This window comes from Halomonas sp. (genome assembly GCF_052095695.1).
Lineage (GTDB): Bacteria > Pseudomonadota > Gammaproteobacteria > Pseudomonadales > Halomonadaceae > Vreelandella.
The window spans coordinates 1-15368 of sequence record NZ_JBQDLQ010000080.1 but is presented as its reverse complement, the minus strand read 5'-3'; the positions used below and the strand labels follow the sequence as shown (position 1 = coordinate 15368).

The 15368-nt window shown below is 53.2% G+C and carries 14 protein-coding genes; 5 read left to right on the top strand and 9 right to left on the bottom strand.

Annotated elements, in window-relative coordinates:
• Window positions 1–464: 464 nt before the first annotated feature.
• The 6 genes from otnC to ACTH5D_RS14095 form a co-directional block, all read right to left on the bottom strand.
• Entirely contained in the window at window positions 465–1112 is a 648-nt protein-coding gene (gene otnC / locus ACTH5D_RS14120; RefSeq protein WP_441672319.1) for a 3-oxo-tetronate 4-phosphate decarboxylase, read from the bottom strand.
• Window positions 1109–2395, bottom strand: coding sequence for a 3-oxo-tetronate kinase (otnK, locus tag ACTH5D_RS14115; protein ID WP_441672317.1), 1287 nt, complete (start codon window positions 2393–2395; stop codon window positions 1109–1111). The genes otnC and otnK overlap by 4 nt, the downstream gene beginning before the upstream one ends.
• A gap of 22 nt (window positions 2396–2417) precedes the next feature.
• Entirely contained in the window at window positions 2418–3908 is a 1491-nt protein-coding gene (locus ACTH5D_RS14110) for a tripartite tricarboxylate transporter permease (RefSeq protein ID WP_192535761.1), read from the bottom strand.
• A 55-nt stretch (window positions 3909–3963) separates the two neighbouring features.
• On the bottom strand, window positions 3964–4437 hold the full coding sequence (locus ACTH5D_RS14105) for a tripartite tricarboxylate transporter TctB family protein (RefSeq protein WP_441672315.1): 474 nt from the start codon (window positions 4435–4437) through the stop codon (window positions 3964–3966).
• Between the two features lie 107 nt (window positions 4438–4544).
• On the bottom strand, window positions 4545–5525 hold the full coding sequence (locus ACTH5D_RS14100; RefSeq protein ID WP_441672313.1) for a Bug family tripartite tricarboxylate transporter substrate binding protein: 981 nt from the start codon (window positions 5523–5525) through the stop codon (window positions 4545–4547).
• Between the two features lie 52 nt (window positions 5526–5577).
• Window positions 5578–7002, bottom strand: a complete 1425-nt coding sequence (locus ACTH5D_RS14095; protein ID WP_441672311.1) for an NAD(P)H-dependent oxidoreductase — start codon at window positions 7000–7002, stop codon at window positions 5578–5580.
• Window positions 7003–7248: 246 nt separating this feature from the next.
• On the opposite strand from ACTH5D_RS14095, the gene ACTH5D_RS14090 reads away from it, so the two are divergent.
• From ACTH5D_RS14090 to ACTH5D_RS14080, 3 genes are all read left to right on the top strand, one after another.
• Window positions 7249–7950 (top strand): GntR family transcriptional regulator, encoded by a 702-nt coding sequence (locus ACTH5D_RS14090; RefSeq protein ID WP_441672309.1) that lies wholly within the window; start codon window positions 7249–7251, stop codon window positions 7948–7950.
• A 66-nt stretch (window positions 7951–8016) separates the two neighbouring features.
• Complete coding sequence (locus ACTH5D_RS14085; RefSeq protein ID WP_441672307.1) at window positions 8017–8922, top strand: cation diffusion facilitator family transporter; 906 nt, start codon at window positions 8017–8019, stop codon at window positions 8920–8922.
• A gap of 81 nt (window positions 8923–9003) precedes the next feature.
• Window positions 9004–9333: an MliC family protein gene (locus ACTH5D_RS14080; protein ID WP_441672305.1), complete on the top strand. Its 330-nt coding sequence runs from the start codon at window positions 9004–9006 to the stop codon at window positions 9331–9333.
• Window positions 9334–9408: 75 nt separating this feature from the next.
• Here the strand turns inward: ACTH5D_RS14080 and ACTH5D_RS14075 are convergent, their stop codons facing one another.
• Window positions 9409–10782: an aminotransferase-like domain-containing protein gene (locus ACTH5D_RS14075; protein WP_441672303.1), complete on the bottom strand. Its 1374-nt coding sequence runs from the start codon at window positions 10780–10782 to the stop codon at window positions 9409–9411.
• Window positions 10783–11180: 398 nt separating this feature from the next.
• Here ACTH5D_RS14075 and ACTH5D_RS14070 point away from each other — a divergent pair, with 398 nt between their 5' ends.
• Both ACTH5D_RS14070 and ACTH5D_RS14065 read left to right on the top strand, forming a co-directional pair.
• Window positions 11181–12542: a tripartite tricarboxylate transporter permease gene (locus ACTH5D_RS14070; RefSeq protein WP_441672301.1), complete on the top strand. Its 1362-nt coding sequence runs from the start codon at window positions 11181–11183 to the stop codon at window positions 12540–12542.
• Between the two features lie 100 nt (window positions 12543–12642).
• Complete coding sequence (locus ACTH5D_RS14065) at window positions 12643–13908, top strand: hydroxymethylglutaryl-CoA reductase, degradative (protein ID WP_441672299.1); 1266 nt, start codon at window positions 12643–12645, stop codon at window positions 13906–13908.
• Between the two features lie 48 nt (window positions 13909–13956).
• Here ACTH5D_RS14065 and ACTH5D_RS14060 read toward each other — a convergent pair whose 3' ends face one another.
• Entirely contained in the window at window positions 13957–14334 is a 378-nt protein-coding gene (locus tag ACTH5D_RS14060) for a YbaN family protein (protein WP_441672297.1), read from the bottom strand.
• Between the two features lie 94 nt (window positions 14335–14428).
• Window positions 14429–15368, bottom strand: a 940-nt coding sequence (locus ACTH5D_RS14055) for a TolC family outer membrane protein (RefSeq protein WP_441672295.1), incomplete at its 5' end; no start/stop codon positions are given.

Below are 15368 nucleotides of genomic sequence, written 5' to 3'. Positions count from 1 at the left end.
AAAGACTTGAATAAATTTCGAGAAGAAAGAATGTCGTAAATGTTAGTAACGCTTAGCGTTAGCGCTCAGAATATTGTGCCACTTCACTTTTCTACGCAAAGTGAAGTGGCACATGGTCCAATCAACTGTCAATTTCGGCGCTGCTTTTTTCAGGGTCAGCATCTATTGGAATCCAACACTGCCAAGCAGTAAGGCGGGCGCAAGCGGTGACCTTGCCCTTGGTTTACCCGGGCAAGCAGGGCGAAACGATAGGGCAGCGTGTTGAACCGCTTAGCGTCAACATTCTTCGTGGTCTTCATGAAGTGTCGTGTGGAAACGGGGAGTTATTCTACGTTAGTGAGCTCCCGCGATAGCCAAAGCTTCAACCGGCTGCGCGCCGAACAGTTGCTTTACCTGCCCGGTGTGCGCCAGATCCACTCGTTTATGAGGCTGTGTGAAATAGTCTTGATCGGCAAATTATCGATTTAATCTCTTGGAAAGCGTGCTTCCAGCTCAGCGACTTGCTCCGGCGTTAATCCCCGTGGATTTTCACCGCGAAGTAGCAAGAAAAGCTTAGCAGTCTCTTCTAACTCTTCCATGGCGTAGACTGCCGCTTCCAGATTCTTGCCGGCCACAACCGGGCCGTGGTTGGCTAGCAGCACTGCGCTGTGCTTACCCGCTAGGCCACGCACGGCATCGCCCAGCTTGGGGTCGCCCGGGATGTGATAAGGCACCAGCGGCAGCTTGCCCACGCGCATAACGTAGTAGGCGGTGAGCGGCGGAATGCAGTCACACGGATTCACTTCCGGCAGGCACGAGACCGCCACCGAGTGGGTGGAGTGCAGATGCACAATCGCACCCGACTGCGGGCGCTCTGCGTACATCGCCATGTGCAGAAACTGCTCTTTAGTGGGCTTGTCGCCGCTGAGTAACTGGCCGTGTTGATCCAAGTGAGAAATTCGTGCCGGGTCCAGCCGCCCCAAACAGGCATTAGTGGGCGTCATTAGCCAGCCGCCATCGTCTAGCCGTACGCTGATATTGCCGCTGGACCCCATGGTCAGGCCACGATCAAACAGTGATTTACCCAGCGTGCTGATTTGCTCTCGCTGAGCGTTCTGATCGTGTGTGCTCATGCCAGTACCTCAAACGCCCGGGTGAAAAAGTCCACGCCGCCAAAGTTACCTGACTTAAGTGCCAGCGAGAGCGGTGCCTCGCGGCCGGACCAAGGTGCCTGGGTCCATGGCACGCCGGGATCGATCTGCTCACCAATGCGCAGCGTCGTGATCCCTAGCGCAGAGACCACCGCGCCCGAGGTTTCGCCGCCCGCGACAAGCAATCGCCCAACGCCTTCGTTGACCAGCGTGACGGCTAGCTGACTCAGCGCTTTTTCCACCAGTTGCCCTGCACGTTCGATGCCCAAGGCTTGCTGAGCGGCGTTAACCTTATCGGGGTCTGCCGAAGCGTAAATCAGCGCCGGGGCATGCTGTTCCAAGCGCTCAAACGCGAAGGCCAGTGCCTGTTCCCACTGTTTGTCCCCCTCAGCCAACGATAGAGGATCAAGCGCAAAGCCGCCCTTAGGATGGCGTTCCAGGAAATTCGCTACTTGGGCCAGGGTTGCGCGTGAGCAACTGCCCGAGAGAACCAATGAACTTCCAGATGCCGGCTGTAAACGCCCCGGTTCGGTAATCGTGTCTAGCCAGCCTTGAGCACGGTACTGAGCCGGTAACGCTTGCCCTAGCCCAGAGCCACCGGTGACTAACGGTAGCGATACGGTGGCTTCTGCCAGCACGCTGAGATCCTGCTCGTCTAACGAGTCGCAGATCACATGGCGAACGCCTTGCTCTGCCAAAGCGGACAAATGATCACGCGTTGCGTCAGCTCCTTTGGCCAGCACGGCGCGGTTGGTTAAGCCCACCGGATGTGCCGTCTGGCGAGCCAGCACACGCACTAAATCCGCATCTTGCATCGGCGTTAAAGGGTGATGCTGCATCCCGCTATCGTTGAGCAAGCGATCGCCTACAAACAGGTGCCCTTGATAGACCGTGCGGCCGTTAATCGGAAACGCCGGCACCATGACTGTCTGGGACGCCCCTAAGGCGTCTAACAGCGCATCGGCCACCGGGCCGATATTGCCCTGATCGGTGGAGTCAAACGTTGAACAGTACTTAAAAAACAGCTGCTTGGCGCCCTGGTCACGTAGCCAGGTGAGGGCCGCCAGTGAGTCGGCGACGGCCTCGTCTGGCGGGCAGGAACGCGACTTCAGCGCCACAACCACGGCGTCGACGTTGGCAAGGTCGAGCGCTTGCTGCGGTACGCCGATCACCTGCAGGCAACGCATGCCGCCGCGCACTAGATTATTGGCGAGGTCGGTAGCCCCGGTGAAGTCGTCTGCAATGGCGCCTAATACGATTGTCATACGTCGCTTCCGTCGTCAGGGTTCAGGGCGTGGCGGCTTTCAGGCGCGCGCGCTTAATTAATGGGGTGATGACTGTCACCGCAAGCAGCAGCGCCGCTATAGCCAGTAGGGTGGCACTGATCGGGCGAGAAAAGAAGATCGCAATATCACCCTGTGACATCGACAGCGCTCGGCGTAGTTCGCTTTCTGCTATCGGCCCTAGCACTAAGCCCAAAATGATGGATACCAGGGGAAATTTGAGTTTCTCAAGCAGATAGCCCATCACGCCAAAACCGAGCATCAGCCAAACATCAAACATCGAGTTGCGCACTGAGTAGGTGCCCACAATGCAGCACATGATGATAATCGGGCCAAGCGCGGAGTAGGGTACGTTCAACAGTTTAGTGAACAGAATGATAAATGGCTTGGAAAATAGCAGGATCATAAAGTTGACGATAAACAGGCCTGCAAAGACAGCGTAGATCAGGCTACTGTGCGTCATCATAAACATAGGGCCAGGCTGAAGGCCATGCATGATAAACGCACCCAAGATCACTGCCGTTGTGCCACTGCCGGGAATGCCCAAAGCAAACAGCGGTACTAAGGCGCCCATGGCGGCAGCGTTATTGGCCGATTCGGGTGCGGCAATGCCTTCGGGCGCGCCTTTACCAAATTTTTCTGGGTGTTTAGACCAGCGCACCGTTTCGCTGTAGCTCACCATTGCTGCCGTGCTGGCCCCAATGCCGGGCAGAATGCCGATTATCACGCCAATAATAGACGAGCGCGTTAGCGTGGTGCCGATCTGGCGCAGAATAGGCAGATCAAAGATTTTGACTTTAACCTTTGTCAGCGGCTGATGAGTGTCTTGATCCAGAGAGCGCTTCATGACCTCAGAAACAGCGAAGAGGCCCACGATCATAGGAATGAGGCCCACTCCTTCCATCAAGTTGAGATTATCAAACGTATAGCGGCTAGTGCCGGTCAGCGGGTCGATCCCCACCGTGGCGATAAATAGCCCCAACGTGGCGCCAATCAAGCCATAGATAAGCCGCCCACCCAAGGATGCCACCACCGTTAGGCCTAATACCGCCAGAGCAAAATACTCCGGCGAGGAAAATTTTAGTGCCAGCTTCGCCAGCATAGGGGTAAAAATAATGAGCGCAATAGTGCCCACTAAGCCACCAATGGCAGAGCTAAGTACGCCAATGCCAAGCGCTTTGCCTGCTTGGCCTTGTTGCGTCATTGGGTAGCCGTCAAAGGCCGTCATGACCGCTTCAGGCGTGCCGGGGGCGCGGTAAAGAATGGCAGTAATGAGCCCGGAGAATACCGTTGCGCCGTAGATGGCGGTGAGCACCATAAACGCGGTCGTTGGCTCCATACCGTAAGTGACGGGTAGCAGGATAACCACCAGGATAACGCCGCTAATACCGGGCAGGGCGCCGCCGATAAAGCCGATAAATACGGCGGACGTCAGTAATAGCAGGTTGAGTGGCTGCATCACCACGGCCAGCCCGCCTAGAAAATTTTCTAGCATCATTAACTCCTAGCTCAGGCAGCGATAGACGTTACCGGCATGCGAATGGGGTGTGTCATAAAGGGATGCCAAGTAGCATGACGAAAACGCCCTGCATCAGCAGCGTGGCGATAACGACTGTAATCAGCACTGTGCGCCAGGAGCGTGCCCCGAGTAGCAGCGTGCATACCAACGTGAATGCAATACTAGCGATGAAAAAGCCAACGATACCGATGAGCCATGTATAGACGATGGTCGTCGCGATCAGCCACCAGTGACGAGTGGAAGCAAGCGTTAAGTCTCTGCTTTGAGGCGTCGAGGTTATCTCCTGCTCACCCTCAGTGGCCGTTCCATTGCGTTTATCCCGCCAGGTTATGAAGAGCAGCGCGCCACCCAATCCAAGCAGCGCAATTAACAGCGAGAGAGGCCATACGCGCGGGCCAATAAAGGTAGAAACCTCAGTAGAGCTGGGGAACTGAAGGGTAGGCGCTAAGCTGACCAGTGCCAGAAGCACTACAGCGGAGGCAAAAACGGTAATCCTGGCGTGCATGATAAACCCCGAAGGGACAATGACGTGACGGGTATGCTAAGCGCCCGACGGTGTCAGTGAGTGTTGGAAGGCAGACGGGTGATTCGCCTGCCTTCACCTTGCTCTATTCAGTCGTTGCTCAGTAACCGTGAGTAGAGCTCGTAGTTACGTTCAAGACGCTGGCGATACTCATCGCTGCCCATCCAACCGTCGCGATAGTCCAAATTCACACGCTCGGCGTAAGATTGGTACTCTTCAGAGTCGTAAACTTCCTTAAACGTCTCTTCTAAACGTTGAAGAATTGGCTCTGGCGTATCAGCGTGAACAAAGATTGCGCGGTCGTTGCCGTCGGTTAAATCCCACTCGTGCTCTACGGTCGTCGGGACATCCGGATAGTCAGACAGACGCTCATCGCTAAACACCAGAATCGGCATCATTTGACCCGCTTCCATATAGCTCAGCAGTGGGCTCAGCGAGGTGGTTGTGGCATCAATATTATTGCCTAGAACGTTGGCCGTGGCGTTGCCAGTGCTGTCGTAAGGAATGAAGTTCATGTCCAGGCCTGAGGCATCGCGTAGGGCAAGAAACGCAACGTGATCAGGGCTCGCTGTGTGTGTGCCACCCACGGTCACTTTGCCTGGGTTTTCCTTCGCATACGCCAGGAACGATTCAAAATCCGGGTAGCGCTCGGGATTAACGAACAGCGCCATCACATCTGACTGCAGGCGCGCCACGGGAGTCAGTTGATCAAGCCCGATCGGGTTTTGCCCTGCTGCCAGTGATGTGACCAGCGTCGTGGAAGCGAAGTCCAGGGTATGCCCGTCTGGCGCGTCGTTGGCAGTACGCTGGTGGGCCAGCGCACCGGAGGCGGCGGGAAGATTGATCACCGTAATGCGTGCACCGTCGAGGGCTTCTTCAAACATGGGGCGAACCACGCGAGCAAAGTTGTCCGTACCGCCGCCGGCACCTGCCGCTACCAAAAACTGGATAGGCTTGGTGGGGTAGTCTGCGGCGTCATCAGCGCTGACCGTGGTAGCGCAGCTAACCAGAGTTGCGCCGAGAGTAGCCATTTTTAGCGTGTGCTTAGTGAGCGAGAGCTTGGTAAACATGGTGTGTCTCCAGTATGTTTTTTTATTGCTTTTTTAGTCCCGTGAGGGAAGGTTAGTCGAGCGTGCTAACGACAGAGGCGCTGGATGCTGATGTGTCCTGCTGAAACATCTGATCTTGCTTTTCGCGCAGTTGCTTTAACGTTGAGGCGGGTAGCGCCACGTCAGCTAGGGTAATCGGTTGATTTGGGGCAATATCGCGAATAACTTGCGCCCCGGGGAGTAGATAAAACGGTACTTTAGCGGCTGAGGACAGCGATGCCGCAGGATGAATTTCAGGACGCAGTCCTTCTATGTGCCGATGGTGGCCGCGCATCTCGAGAGATTGTCCCGCTTTAATAGGCTGCGTTGCCCGCGCCGTTAGATCGAACTTCGGCGTTGTGGCATGTCCGCCGCCGGAAGTAAGCCCATTAATCACCACATCCAATAAAGAAATCGGTGCTTCAAGGCCCAGCAAATGACGAGGCAGATAAATCATGGCGCTGTTGCCGTTGCTGCTGAGCACATGACCCTTATCACGCAAAAGAGTCCACACGTGCGGGTCTTCGCAGCGCACGACGACAAATACACCGCCCGCAAAGCTCAGCTCATCCGGGCGCCGCAGGCAGTTAAATACTTCTAAACGCTCAAGCCCCTGCAGTACACCGCCTTGAGTCTCAATATCTAAAAGGGTGGGTACTTCCTTTGTGCGCAGTACCGTGGCATGAAACTCAGGCCGATCTGGACGCAGCCCCGTGGCATTGGCTACATTGACCATTTCACACAGATCAGGCACCGAAATTTGCGGAATCGCATTGAGTAGCTTGCTACGAGCCTCCACCATTTCTCGCTCACGCCCCGTCGGTAATTCCCACAGCTCGTTCAAGCCAGGGGCAGAAAACGAGGTGCCATTACAGGTGACGGTACTGTTCGCTTCATCCCAGATAAAGTCATATTCACTGCTTTTACCAGCTGCAATAATTTCAAAACCTAGGGTTTTGGCCCAGGTGATCAGGCCAATGAGTAAGCTAGGCTGGTCACCGTCAAGCGGTGTGAACAAACGTCCTTGTTGATAAGCTAAACGTGTTAAGTAGGGCCCAACCACCGACTCCGTTTCTTTGGTGGCGATGCCAACGTGCTTACCCGCAAGAAGAGCTGCTTCCGCGTAGCGCGCGCCTACATCAGGTATGCCAGTTGCTTCTACTAAAATGTCGAAAGGTAGCGCTTGAACAGTTTCAAAAGAGGCAGTGGCAATAAATAACCCCTTTTGCCACGCTTTTTTAGCGTCATCATCAGAATGGCATACCATTATCTGTGCGTCAGGGATGCCTGCATAACGTAGTGCTTCAGCCGCTTTGTCAGGATTGATGTCGATTGCGATCCGTACTGAAAGCTTTTCCATTTGCCACGCCTGGCGCAAAACACCGCGGCCAAAGTCTCCCGCGCCTGCAATACAAGCCTCAACCACCTTGTCTTTTTGAAAATGCTGTAAGTAGTTCATGAGGTGTAGGTATTCCCTTTATTCGTCAATCTGCAGCAATGACACTTTTTTACTGTCATAGCGCTAGGGTGATGAGATTTTCAGCAATCGTATGTGTGAAATGTAGTGGTATACCATTTTGAAGGTCAATTGGTTGATGCTAAGACTTTGGTATTGTTGTCGCTTTTTTAATATCTATGGTGTTGATTAATATGAAATAAAAAATAGATGTGAAGGTGGATATTAAATTGAAAGAAGAGTTTTGGTATGCCATTCTTGGCGTTCGAACATAATGTGAATAAATATATGGAAGAAAACGCTCAGCCAAACCACGCAGGGCTCGTTGAAAAAGTCGCGAATTATCTGCGCGAACATATCGTGATGGACCATTTTCAGCCAGGGCAACGCTTGCCAGAGCGTACGTTAGCGCTTGAACTTCAGGTATCACGTACTCCAATGCGGGAGGCGTTAAAGATCTTAGCTGCTGAAGGGCTAGTGGTGATTTCTCCCAATCGGGGTGCCGTGGTGGCGGAGGTAAGCCCCGCCGATATGAAAGAGAAAGCGTATGTTTTAAGTGTGCTTGAGCAAGCCGCGGCAGAGCTTACGTGCGCCACTGCCAGCGATGACGACATTGCTGAGCTGCAGGCGCTACATTATGAAATGAAGGCCTCTTTTTTACGCCGCGATAGGCAAAACTACTTTCGCTTAAATCAAGATATCCACAACCGGATTGTAGCGCTGTCGGGAAATACGACGCTGGTTGATATGCACGCTAATCTGAGTCGTCAGCTCTATCGTGTCCGTTACCTTTCCAATCAGAAAAATGAAAAGTGGGCAACGGCGATGGAAGAGCACGAAGCCATTCTTGCGGCTTTAGAAGTTCGAGATGGTGAACGCGTCGGGCGTGAGCTGCGTAATCATCTGGGCAAAACATGGATAAAATACGCTAACGGGGATATTCAACAGTAGTGATAACTTCGCTCTTTTGAAACGGTTTGGATACGATAGAGAGTCAGCTTCCAAAAGAGATAGACCATGACGGCCACCCTTGAGCAACGTGCTCTGAAAATATCTATGCTGGTTACCCTAGGCGTCTCTACCCTGGGCATTGGTTTCGGACTCTTATCCGGTTCGCGTTCCGTTCTCTTCGATGGCGTCTTTTCCTCCATTGATGCCGCCATGTCGGGGCTGGCGCTGGTGGTCGCGCGTTTGGTAGTGCGTGAAGCCAGCCAACGTTTTCAGCATGGCTATTGGCACCTTGAACCGTTGGTAGCGGGCCTAAATGGCAGTATTTTGCTACTGCTTTGTTTTTACGCGTTCTTGAATGCGGTGCAGGGATTAATGGATGGTGGGAATGAACTCGCTTTTGGTATCGCTATTCTTTATGCCATCGTGGTAACTGCCGTGTGTACGGCCATGGCGCTTTATCAGCAGAAATTGAACCGTCAGGTTGGGTCGGAGCTAGTGCGTATTGATATGCACGGATGGGTGATGGCGGCATCGATTACCGCTGCACTACTAGTGGCCTTTGCCGTTGCGTGGATGATGGAAAAAACCAGCTATGCCTACCTAACGCCCTATGTAGACTCCTTCCTATTAGCGATACTGACGCTCTGTCTGCTCCCCGTTCCTTTCGGTATTGTACGGCGCGCGCTGCGGGATGTTTTTCTTATCGCCCCGAGCGCTTTGGACAGCGAAGTTCATGCGGTCATGGTGCCGGTGATGCAGCGAGAGGGTATGCTTTCCTATACTAGCCATGTGGCCAAAAGCGGACGTGGTTATTTCATCGAAATCCATATTGTGACATCCCCTGATTTTGCCAGTGAGAAAGGGGTTGTCGAGTTGGATGATATTCGTGGGCAGATTGGCCAGGGTATCTCCATAGCGCCTGAGCACTGCTGGTTTACCGTTGCGTTCACGGCTGATACCCGCTGGGCCTAACGCTCGTTCGCGCAATCATGTGATTTTGATCATACTGAGAAGGCAATTAGTCCGAACAACTCACTCATGGATGATAATGCAATGAGAAATACTTACCTGAGCTTGGCTGCCATGTTGGTTTCATTACTACTGGCAGGTTGTACCACGGCTTCTACTCCCAGTAATGGCGCGCAGGAGAATTACCCCCAGGCCGACTATCGCTGTGATGATGGCACGGAGTTCACCGTTATTTTCGATCAGCAGGAAGATGCCGCACTGGTCATGATTAATAGCGACACACTACGGTTGGAGAGCCAGCGCCCAGCCTCTGGTATGTGGTATGCCTCACCAACACATGAGTTCCGGGGTAAGGGGGATGAAGCCACCTGGACGGTAGGGCGTCGTGTGCCCTCTGATTGTAGAGTAATCTAGGCTATTAATGGCGAGCCTTAGCTATTGCTGAAGACACATCATCGTTGGCTTACGCGTTAGCTTACAGATAAAGGTTTATTCGTTTAAAGCCTTGCTCATGAACTCCAGAAACCGGTGATCGTTGGCATGGGCAATATTGATGCGCATTGAATTGGCATCCGTGCTGTCGGGTCGCAGCGAAAAAATGGCGCCGGGTGCAATGAAAATGCCTTTTTCGGATGCGCGTTTCGCCAGTTCAGTGGTATTGATATGGGGTGGCAGCTTAGCCCATAAATAATAGCCTCCGCCTGGGCCAATCACATCGTTAACACCTATCTGGTGCAGTACACGTAGAGCCGTAGCGCTGGCTTTGGCAACCCGCTCGCGGAGCTGCGCCAGGTGGCGCCGATAGCGGCCTCTTACGACCAAGTCATGCACTATCATCTCATTAAAAGTCGAAGAGTTAACGACGGTGAGCATCTTAATATCGACCAGTGCGCGAATGATGGATCGGCCGCCAACAATATAGCCACAGCGTAAACCGGTGGAGAGAGTTTTTGAAAAAGTGCCAACGTAAATCACCCTTTCTAACCCATCCAGTGCAGCTAGGTGGGCGCTACCTTTAGGCAGAATGTCAGCGAAAACGTCATCTTCTATCAGTGTCACGCCATAGTGATCTGCGAGCTTTAACAGACGATGCATATTGCTCAGCGACATGGTGCTGCCGGTAGGGTTATGGGCATTAGGTTGTAAGAAAAAAAGCCGAGGCCGGTACTGCTTTGCTTTTCTCTCAAACTCTTCTAAATCGGGGCCATCGGTCGTGCGTGGAACCCCTATTAATTTAGCGTTGGCGAGGCGCAGCTTTCCAAACAGCGGGTAATAACCCGGTGTTTCCACCAGCACACTCTCTCCTGCGGCGACGAAGTGGCGAATAATTAAGTCAAAAGCGTGGTTGGCACCAAAGGTCATCATGACTTGATCCTGTGATGCATGGATCGAACGCCCGACCAATGTCATGCCTAAACTCTCGCGCAGTGGCGAGTACCCCTGAGGCATACCATATTCGACGTCGCTCATTTCATCGGGTAAACCTGTTCGTCGCCTTATTAAACGTGTCAATTCAGTGCCGCCCATCCAGCTCGCGGGGGCTCGGCCATCACCCACGCGTACGGCAAAATTCCCCACTAACTGCTCACGAAGCAGCGACACGCTGTCCACCGCCTCAGAAAGGTCGCTAGTGGGCGTGTCAATAGGTGCTGAGCGGGGGCGCGATACAAAAAAACCTGCACCCTGGCGAGCGTTTAAATGGCCAAGTGCCACTAACTGATCATAAGCATCAATAACCGTATTTTTTGAGACACCAAACTGTTGAGCGGCCTCTCTAATGGAGGCCACCCGCGTGCCTGGCGAGAGACGCCCTTCGTCGATGGCTTTAAGCAGAGAAGTGGCGACCTGGCGAGATTTCGACATAAATGTTTCTCAATGGCGGTGAAACTGTACCTATTATTTTATAGGTACAGTACTTCATACAGTTCCCATAACTGTACCTTACTCAGCGCTCTGTCTTTCCACAAGCTAGGGGCAGCCTAACTGGGCATACAACACTAATAATGATCTCTGCGGAGAATCGGCATGCCAGATAAAACAACTTCTTACTTAACCGTTTGGGACGATACGGTGACAGGCAAAGACCTGTTGATCGCCCTAGTCATTTCAACCCCGCTCACATTAGGTGGTTTCATCCTTACCCCATGGCCAGCTCCCATGCCTTTGATAGTAGGCTTATGCGGTGCGTTAGTGGGGTTTGCTATTAATGCAGTTTGCTTACGCCCGAAACGTCACCTCGACACTGATGGGGAGGTGTAATCATGGATATGCTAATGCTTCTGCAGATGTTAATAGCTGCCTTGATCGGTGTTGTGGTTTATACCGCGATAGGGGTAGCGCCGGGCACTGATGAAACAGCGGTACTTGCACCGGTGACGCTGGCGCTGGTCGTTGCAGGCGTGCCTTTGCCGGTCGTACTGGCTTTCTTTATGGCGGCCATCGTGGCGAAAAAACTGACGGACTCGATCCCCGTTTCGGTCGCGGGGATACCCGGTGGGGTGATGTCGGCGCCGATGGTCGAGCATGCAATGATATTGAAGCGTGAAGGCCACGCCACCTTGGCGATTCGAAAAATGGCATCTGGCTCGGTTATTGGAACGCTCGTAGCCATCCCCGTAAGTCTGCTGCTGGCATTCCTGCTTACCCCCTTGGCAGATGTGCTGAGTCAGTACGCCAGTCAGATATTTTTTGTTGGGGCGGTATTTTTGGCGTTGATGAGCCGCGAAAAAGTGATCAGCTTGATCAGTATTGTGATTTTAGCTGCTCTAATTCAAGCCTTGCGGCATTTCTACTGGGGGATGGGGGTTATCCCTGAAGGTCAGGTTGTCTTTATCTCATTTTTTCTGGGCATCACCATCGGTCCGATGATCTTCAATTTGGCCCAGTTGACTGTGCGCGAAGAGCGGCAAAAGATGGCTACTAGTGAGCCTAAAACGATCAAAATCTACGCTACCGATGATAGTGATGATACGCGTCGTTTTCCTAACCCTTTTCGTATTTTGACCCGTCAAGAGACCGTTTCAGCAACCGCTAGCTCGGTGCTTGGCTCGGTCACCTTCTTTATGAGCCCGGTGGGGATCACCATTTTCCTGGGTGAGGTGATGTCCAGCTGGGTGAAGGGTACAGTTGAAAAAGCCAGCCGTGCGCTTTCCTCAATGGATGCGGTCACTAATGCCGCTTACATCGCAGGCATTCTGATTCCATTGGCGGCATTAGGTATTCCCATGAGCCCCATGGCGATTGGGCCAGGTAACGCTTTCTTTAATGCGCCGCCAGTACTTACGCTAGAGCAGAACGCCCATCACTTGATGAGTTTTAGTGAAATCGCGGTGGCCAGTATTTTGGGCGCTGGGGTGGCGCTGCTAATTACTTACCCGATTGCTGTTCGCTATGCCCGCCATATTTGTGTGTTTGTTTTCCAACGTATTCCTCATGAGGCTTTCCTGGCGATGTTCTTCTCGCTGGTCATGCTTCTGGCTTACATGGACGCAGGTGTAATGGGTATTCTCGGGGTAGGAGTGTTAGCGCTTGTGGCAGGTTTGTTAAACCGCTGGGGAGTGAACTATGGCGTGCAGTTTATGACGCTTTACGCCGCCCCTTGGCTAATGGGGTGGATGGCCTGAGTTTTTTTAAATGGCGTCACAATAATGGTTCATAGAAACAATGGTTCATAGAAATAATGGTTTATAGAAACAATAGTTTATCTAAATGTAGGTACCGATTATGACCACAACGACATCACGCATCCCAGGGTTTTATCAACTTTCACCACGCGAGCGGCTGCGTAAAGTTGCTGACATAAGTGGGCTTGATGCTCATGGGGAGGCCCATTTAGCCGACACCGGTAATCTGCCCGCTGAAACAGCCGATAGCATGATCGAAAATGTCATTGGCACCCTAAATATACCCATTGGTGTTGCGACGAATTTAATGATTGATGGTGAAGAGCCACTGGTGCCCATGGCGACAGAAGAGTCATCAGTGGTCGCTGCGGTCTGTAATGCCGCTCGGCAGTGTCGAGAATCAGGCGGTTTTTATACGGATACCTCTTCCCCGATCATGATTGCTCAGGTGCAGTTGCTAGGGGTCGCTAATCCTGACTTTGCTCGGCTGCGTTTATTAGAAGCACGCGACGAGATTAAGTGTATTTGTGACGCGACGGATCCGGTGCTTATAGAGCATGGTGGTGGCTTTCGCGATCTCGAGGTGCGCGTGATGGAGGATATGGTCATTGTGCATCTATTAGTGGATGTGAGAGATGCCATGGGCGCAAATGCAGTGAACTCGATGGCGGAAGCAGTAGCCCCTTCGTTAGTCGCGTGGACAGGAGGCGAAAGCCGTCTGCGAATTTTGTCTAATCTGGCTGACCGTCGGTTGGCAAGAGTCAGAGCAACGTGGCATTTAGATCAAATAGGTGGAGAGTCGGTGCGCGACGGTATATTGGCGGCTTACCGTTTCGCAGACTTGGACCCCTACCGGGCAGCTACCCATAATAAAGGGGTAATGAACGGCGTAAGTGCGGTGGTGTTGGCGACGGGTAATGACACTCGCGCGGTAGAAGCTGGCGCGCATGCCTATGCAGCACGTACCGGGCGCTATCGCTCGCTTACCCATTGGGAAACGGATCGTGATGGACACCTAACCGGGACCCTTGAGATGCCTATGCCCGTGGGGTTAATCGGCGGCGCCACACGAGCTCATCCTACCGCGCGCCGCTGCCTCGATATTTTAGGTGTGAGCAGCGCTGATCGATTAGCGCGGATCATCGTCGCGGTGGGGCTAGCGCAGAACTTTGCAGCATTAAAAGCATTAGCCACAACCGGTATTCAAAAAGGTCATATGGCACTGCATGCTAAAAATATCGCGCTAATGGCGGGCGCAGAAGGGAAGGAGGTAGCCCAGGTTGCCGAAGCATTAGTGACGCTAGGTAGTGTTCGTGTAGATATAGCGAAGACGGAGTTGGCTAAGCTACGGTCTAAAACACTATAGAGCATGTCCCGCACGGTGTGAGAACCCTGTGCAGGGCATACCAACACGTTAATCATTGGGAGAGGCAGGCTCTGGCCGAGTGGCTAGCCAAAGCGCAATCAGTATCAGTAGGACCACCACTGCCCAGCTCAACCAGCCAGACCCGAGTGACCAAACAGTGATTAGCGCACTCAACGCTATCGTGCAAACAGCCAAAAGCTTAGCGCGCCTGGGTATGGCGCGCTCTTGTTCCCAGTTAACCAGTAGGGGGCCGACATAGTGGCGGGAGCGGATCCAAACCTCGAAGCGCGGCGAGCCTTTGGAGGCGCAGTAAACAGCCATTAGCATAAACACGGTGGTCGGCAGCAGAGGCAGGAAAATGCCTAGTACACCAATGCTAAAACTTAATCCTGCCAAGCCCACCCAAAGAATACGTATCAGCGTCATCTAGTCACTTCCTATGGGCCTCATCTCTTCACTTAAGTTATAAACGGCTGTGAATGGAAATTACCTCATTATGGTAGTGAGTTTTAGATTACTACTAAAAATAGCCAGCCACTTGGGAAATATCCTCATCATTTAATACCCCCGCTTGCCAGCGCAGTGTTAGCCAGGCTAATAAATAATCATAGCGGGCGCGGGACAGGTCGCGTAGCGCCTCGAAACGTTCTCGCTCGGCGTTTAGCACGTCCAAATTCGTTCGCTCTCCACCCAGAATACTTCGCCGTGTGGCTTCCAGGCGTTCTATTGCGGCGGCGACAGCCTGCTGATAGGCCTCAATGCGCTGTTGGCTGCTTCGGCTTAAGCGGTACTGGCGCTCAACATCGTTCAGCAGTTCTATTGTGGCGGCATCGAGTTCATGGCGCGTCTGTGCATAGGTATTGTCTGCCTGACGGCTAGCCGCCACGACTCGGCCGCCTGAGTAGAGCGGTAAGTTGACCTCCACACCAATGCTGTCTGTGTCGTAACGCTGACCAATGACGTTTTCAGAGTTGGAGTCGGATATCTGGCTGCGTGCGTATAGGCGCACATTGGGCAGGTGTCCGGCGCGTTGCTGGTTCAGTTGGTGGCGAGCAGCTTCCAGCAGGCTGCGCTGGGCGGCCAGTTCAGGGTTATGGGCCAGCGTGCGTTCGTGCCACTGTTCCAGAGGTAACACGGGATTTTTCTGGGTGGTTTGTACATGGCGGGCTAGCCGGTCGGCCTGCAATGGGGCGAGTGAGCTGGGTGGGGCACCTGTGCCGGTCAGGGCGCGCAGCGCATTGTGGGCATCACTCAAGCGGTCTTCGGCTTCAATCAGTTGGGCCTCCACCAAGCGTGCCTGGGCAGCAATCTCTAACTGGTCGGTACGGGTACCCTCGCCATAATCGATAAAGCGCTGGCTACGCTGGTGTTCTTCTTGCAGAGCGCGCAGATGGGCTGTCGCCAGCTCGATATCGTCGTGGGCGTAAAGCACTCCCGTGTAGGCCTGGAGAACCTGAACG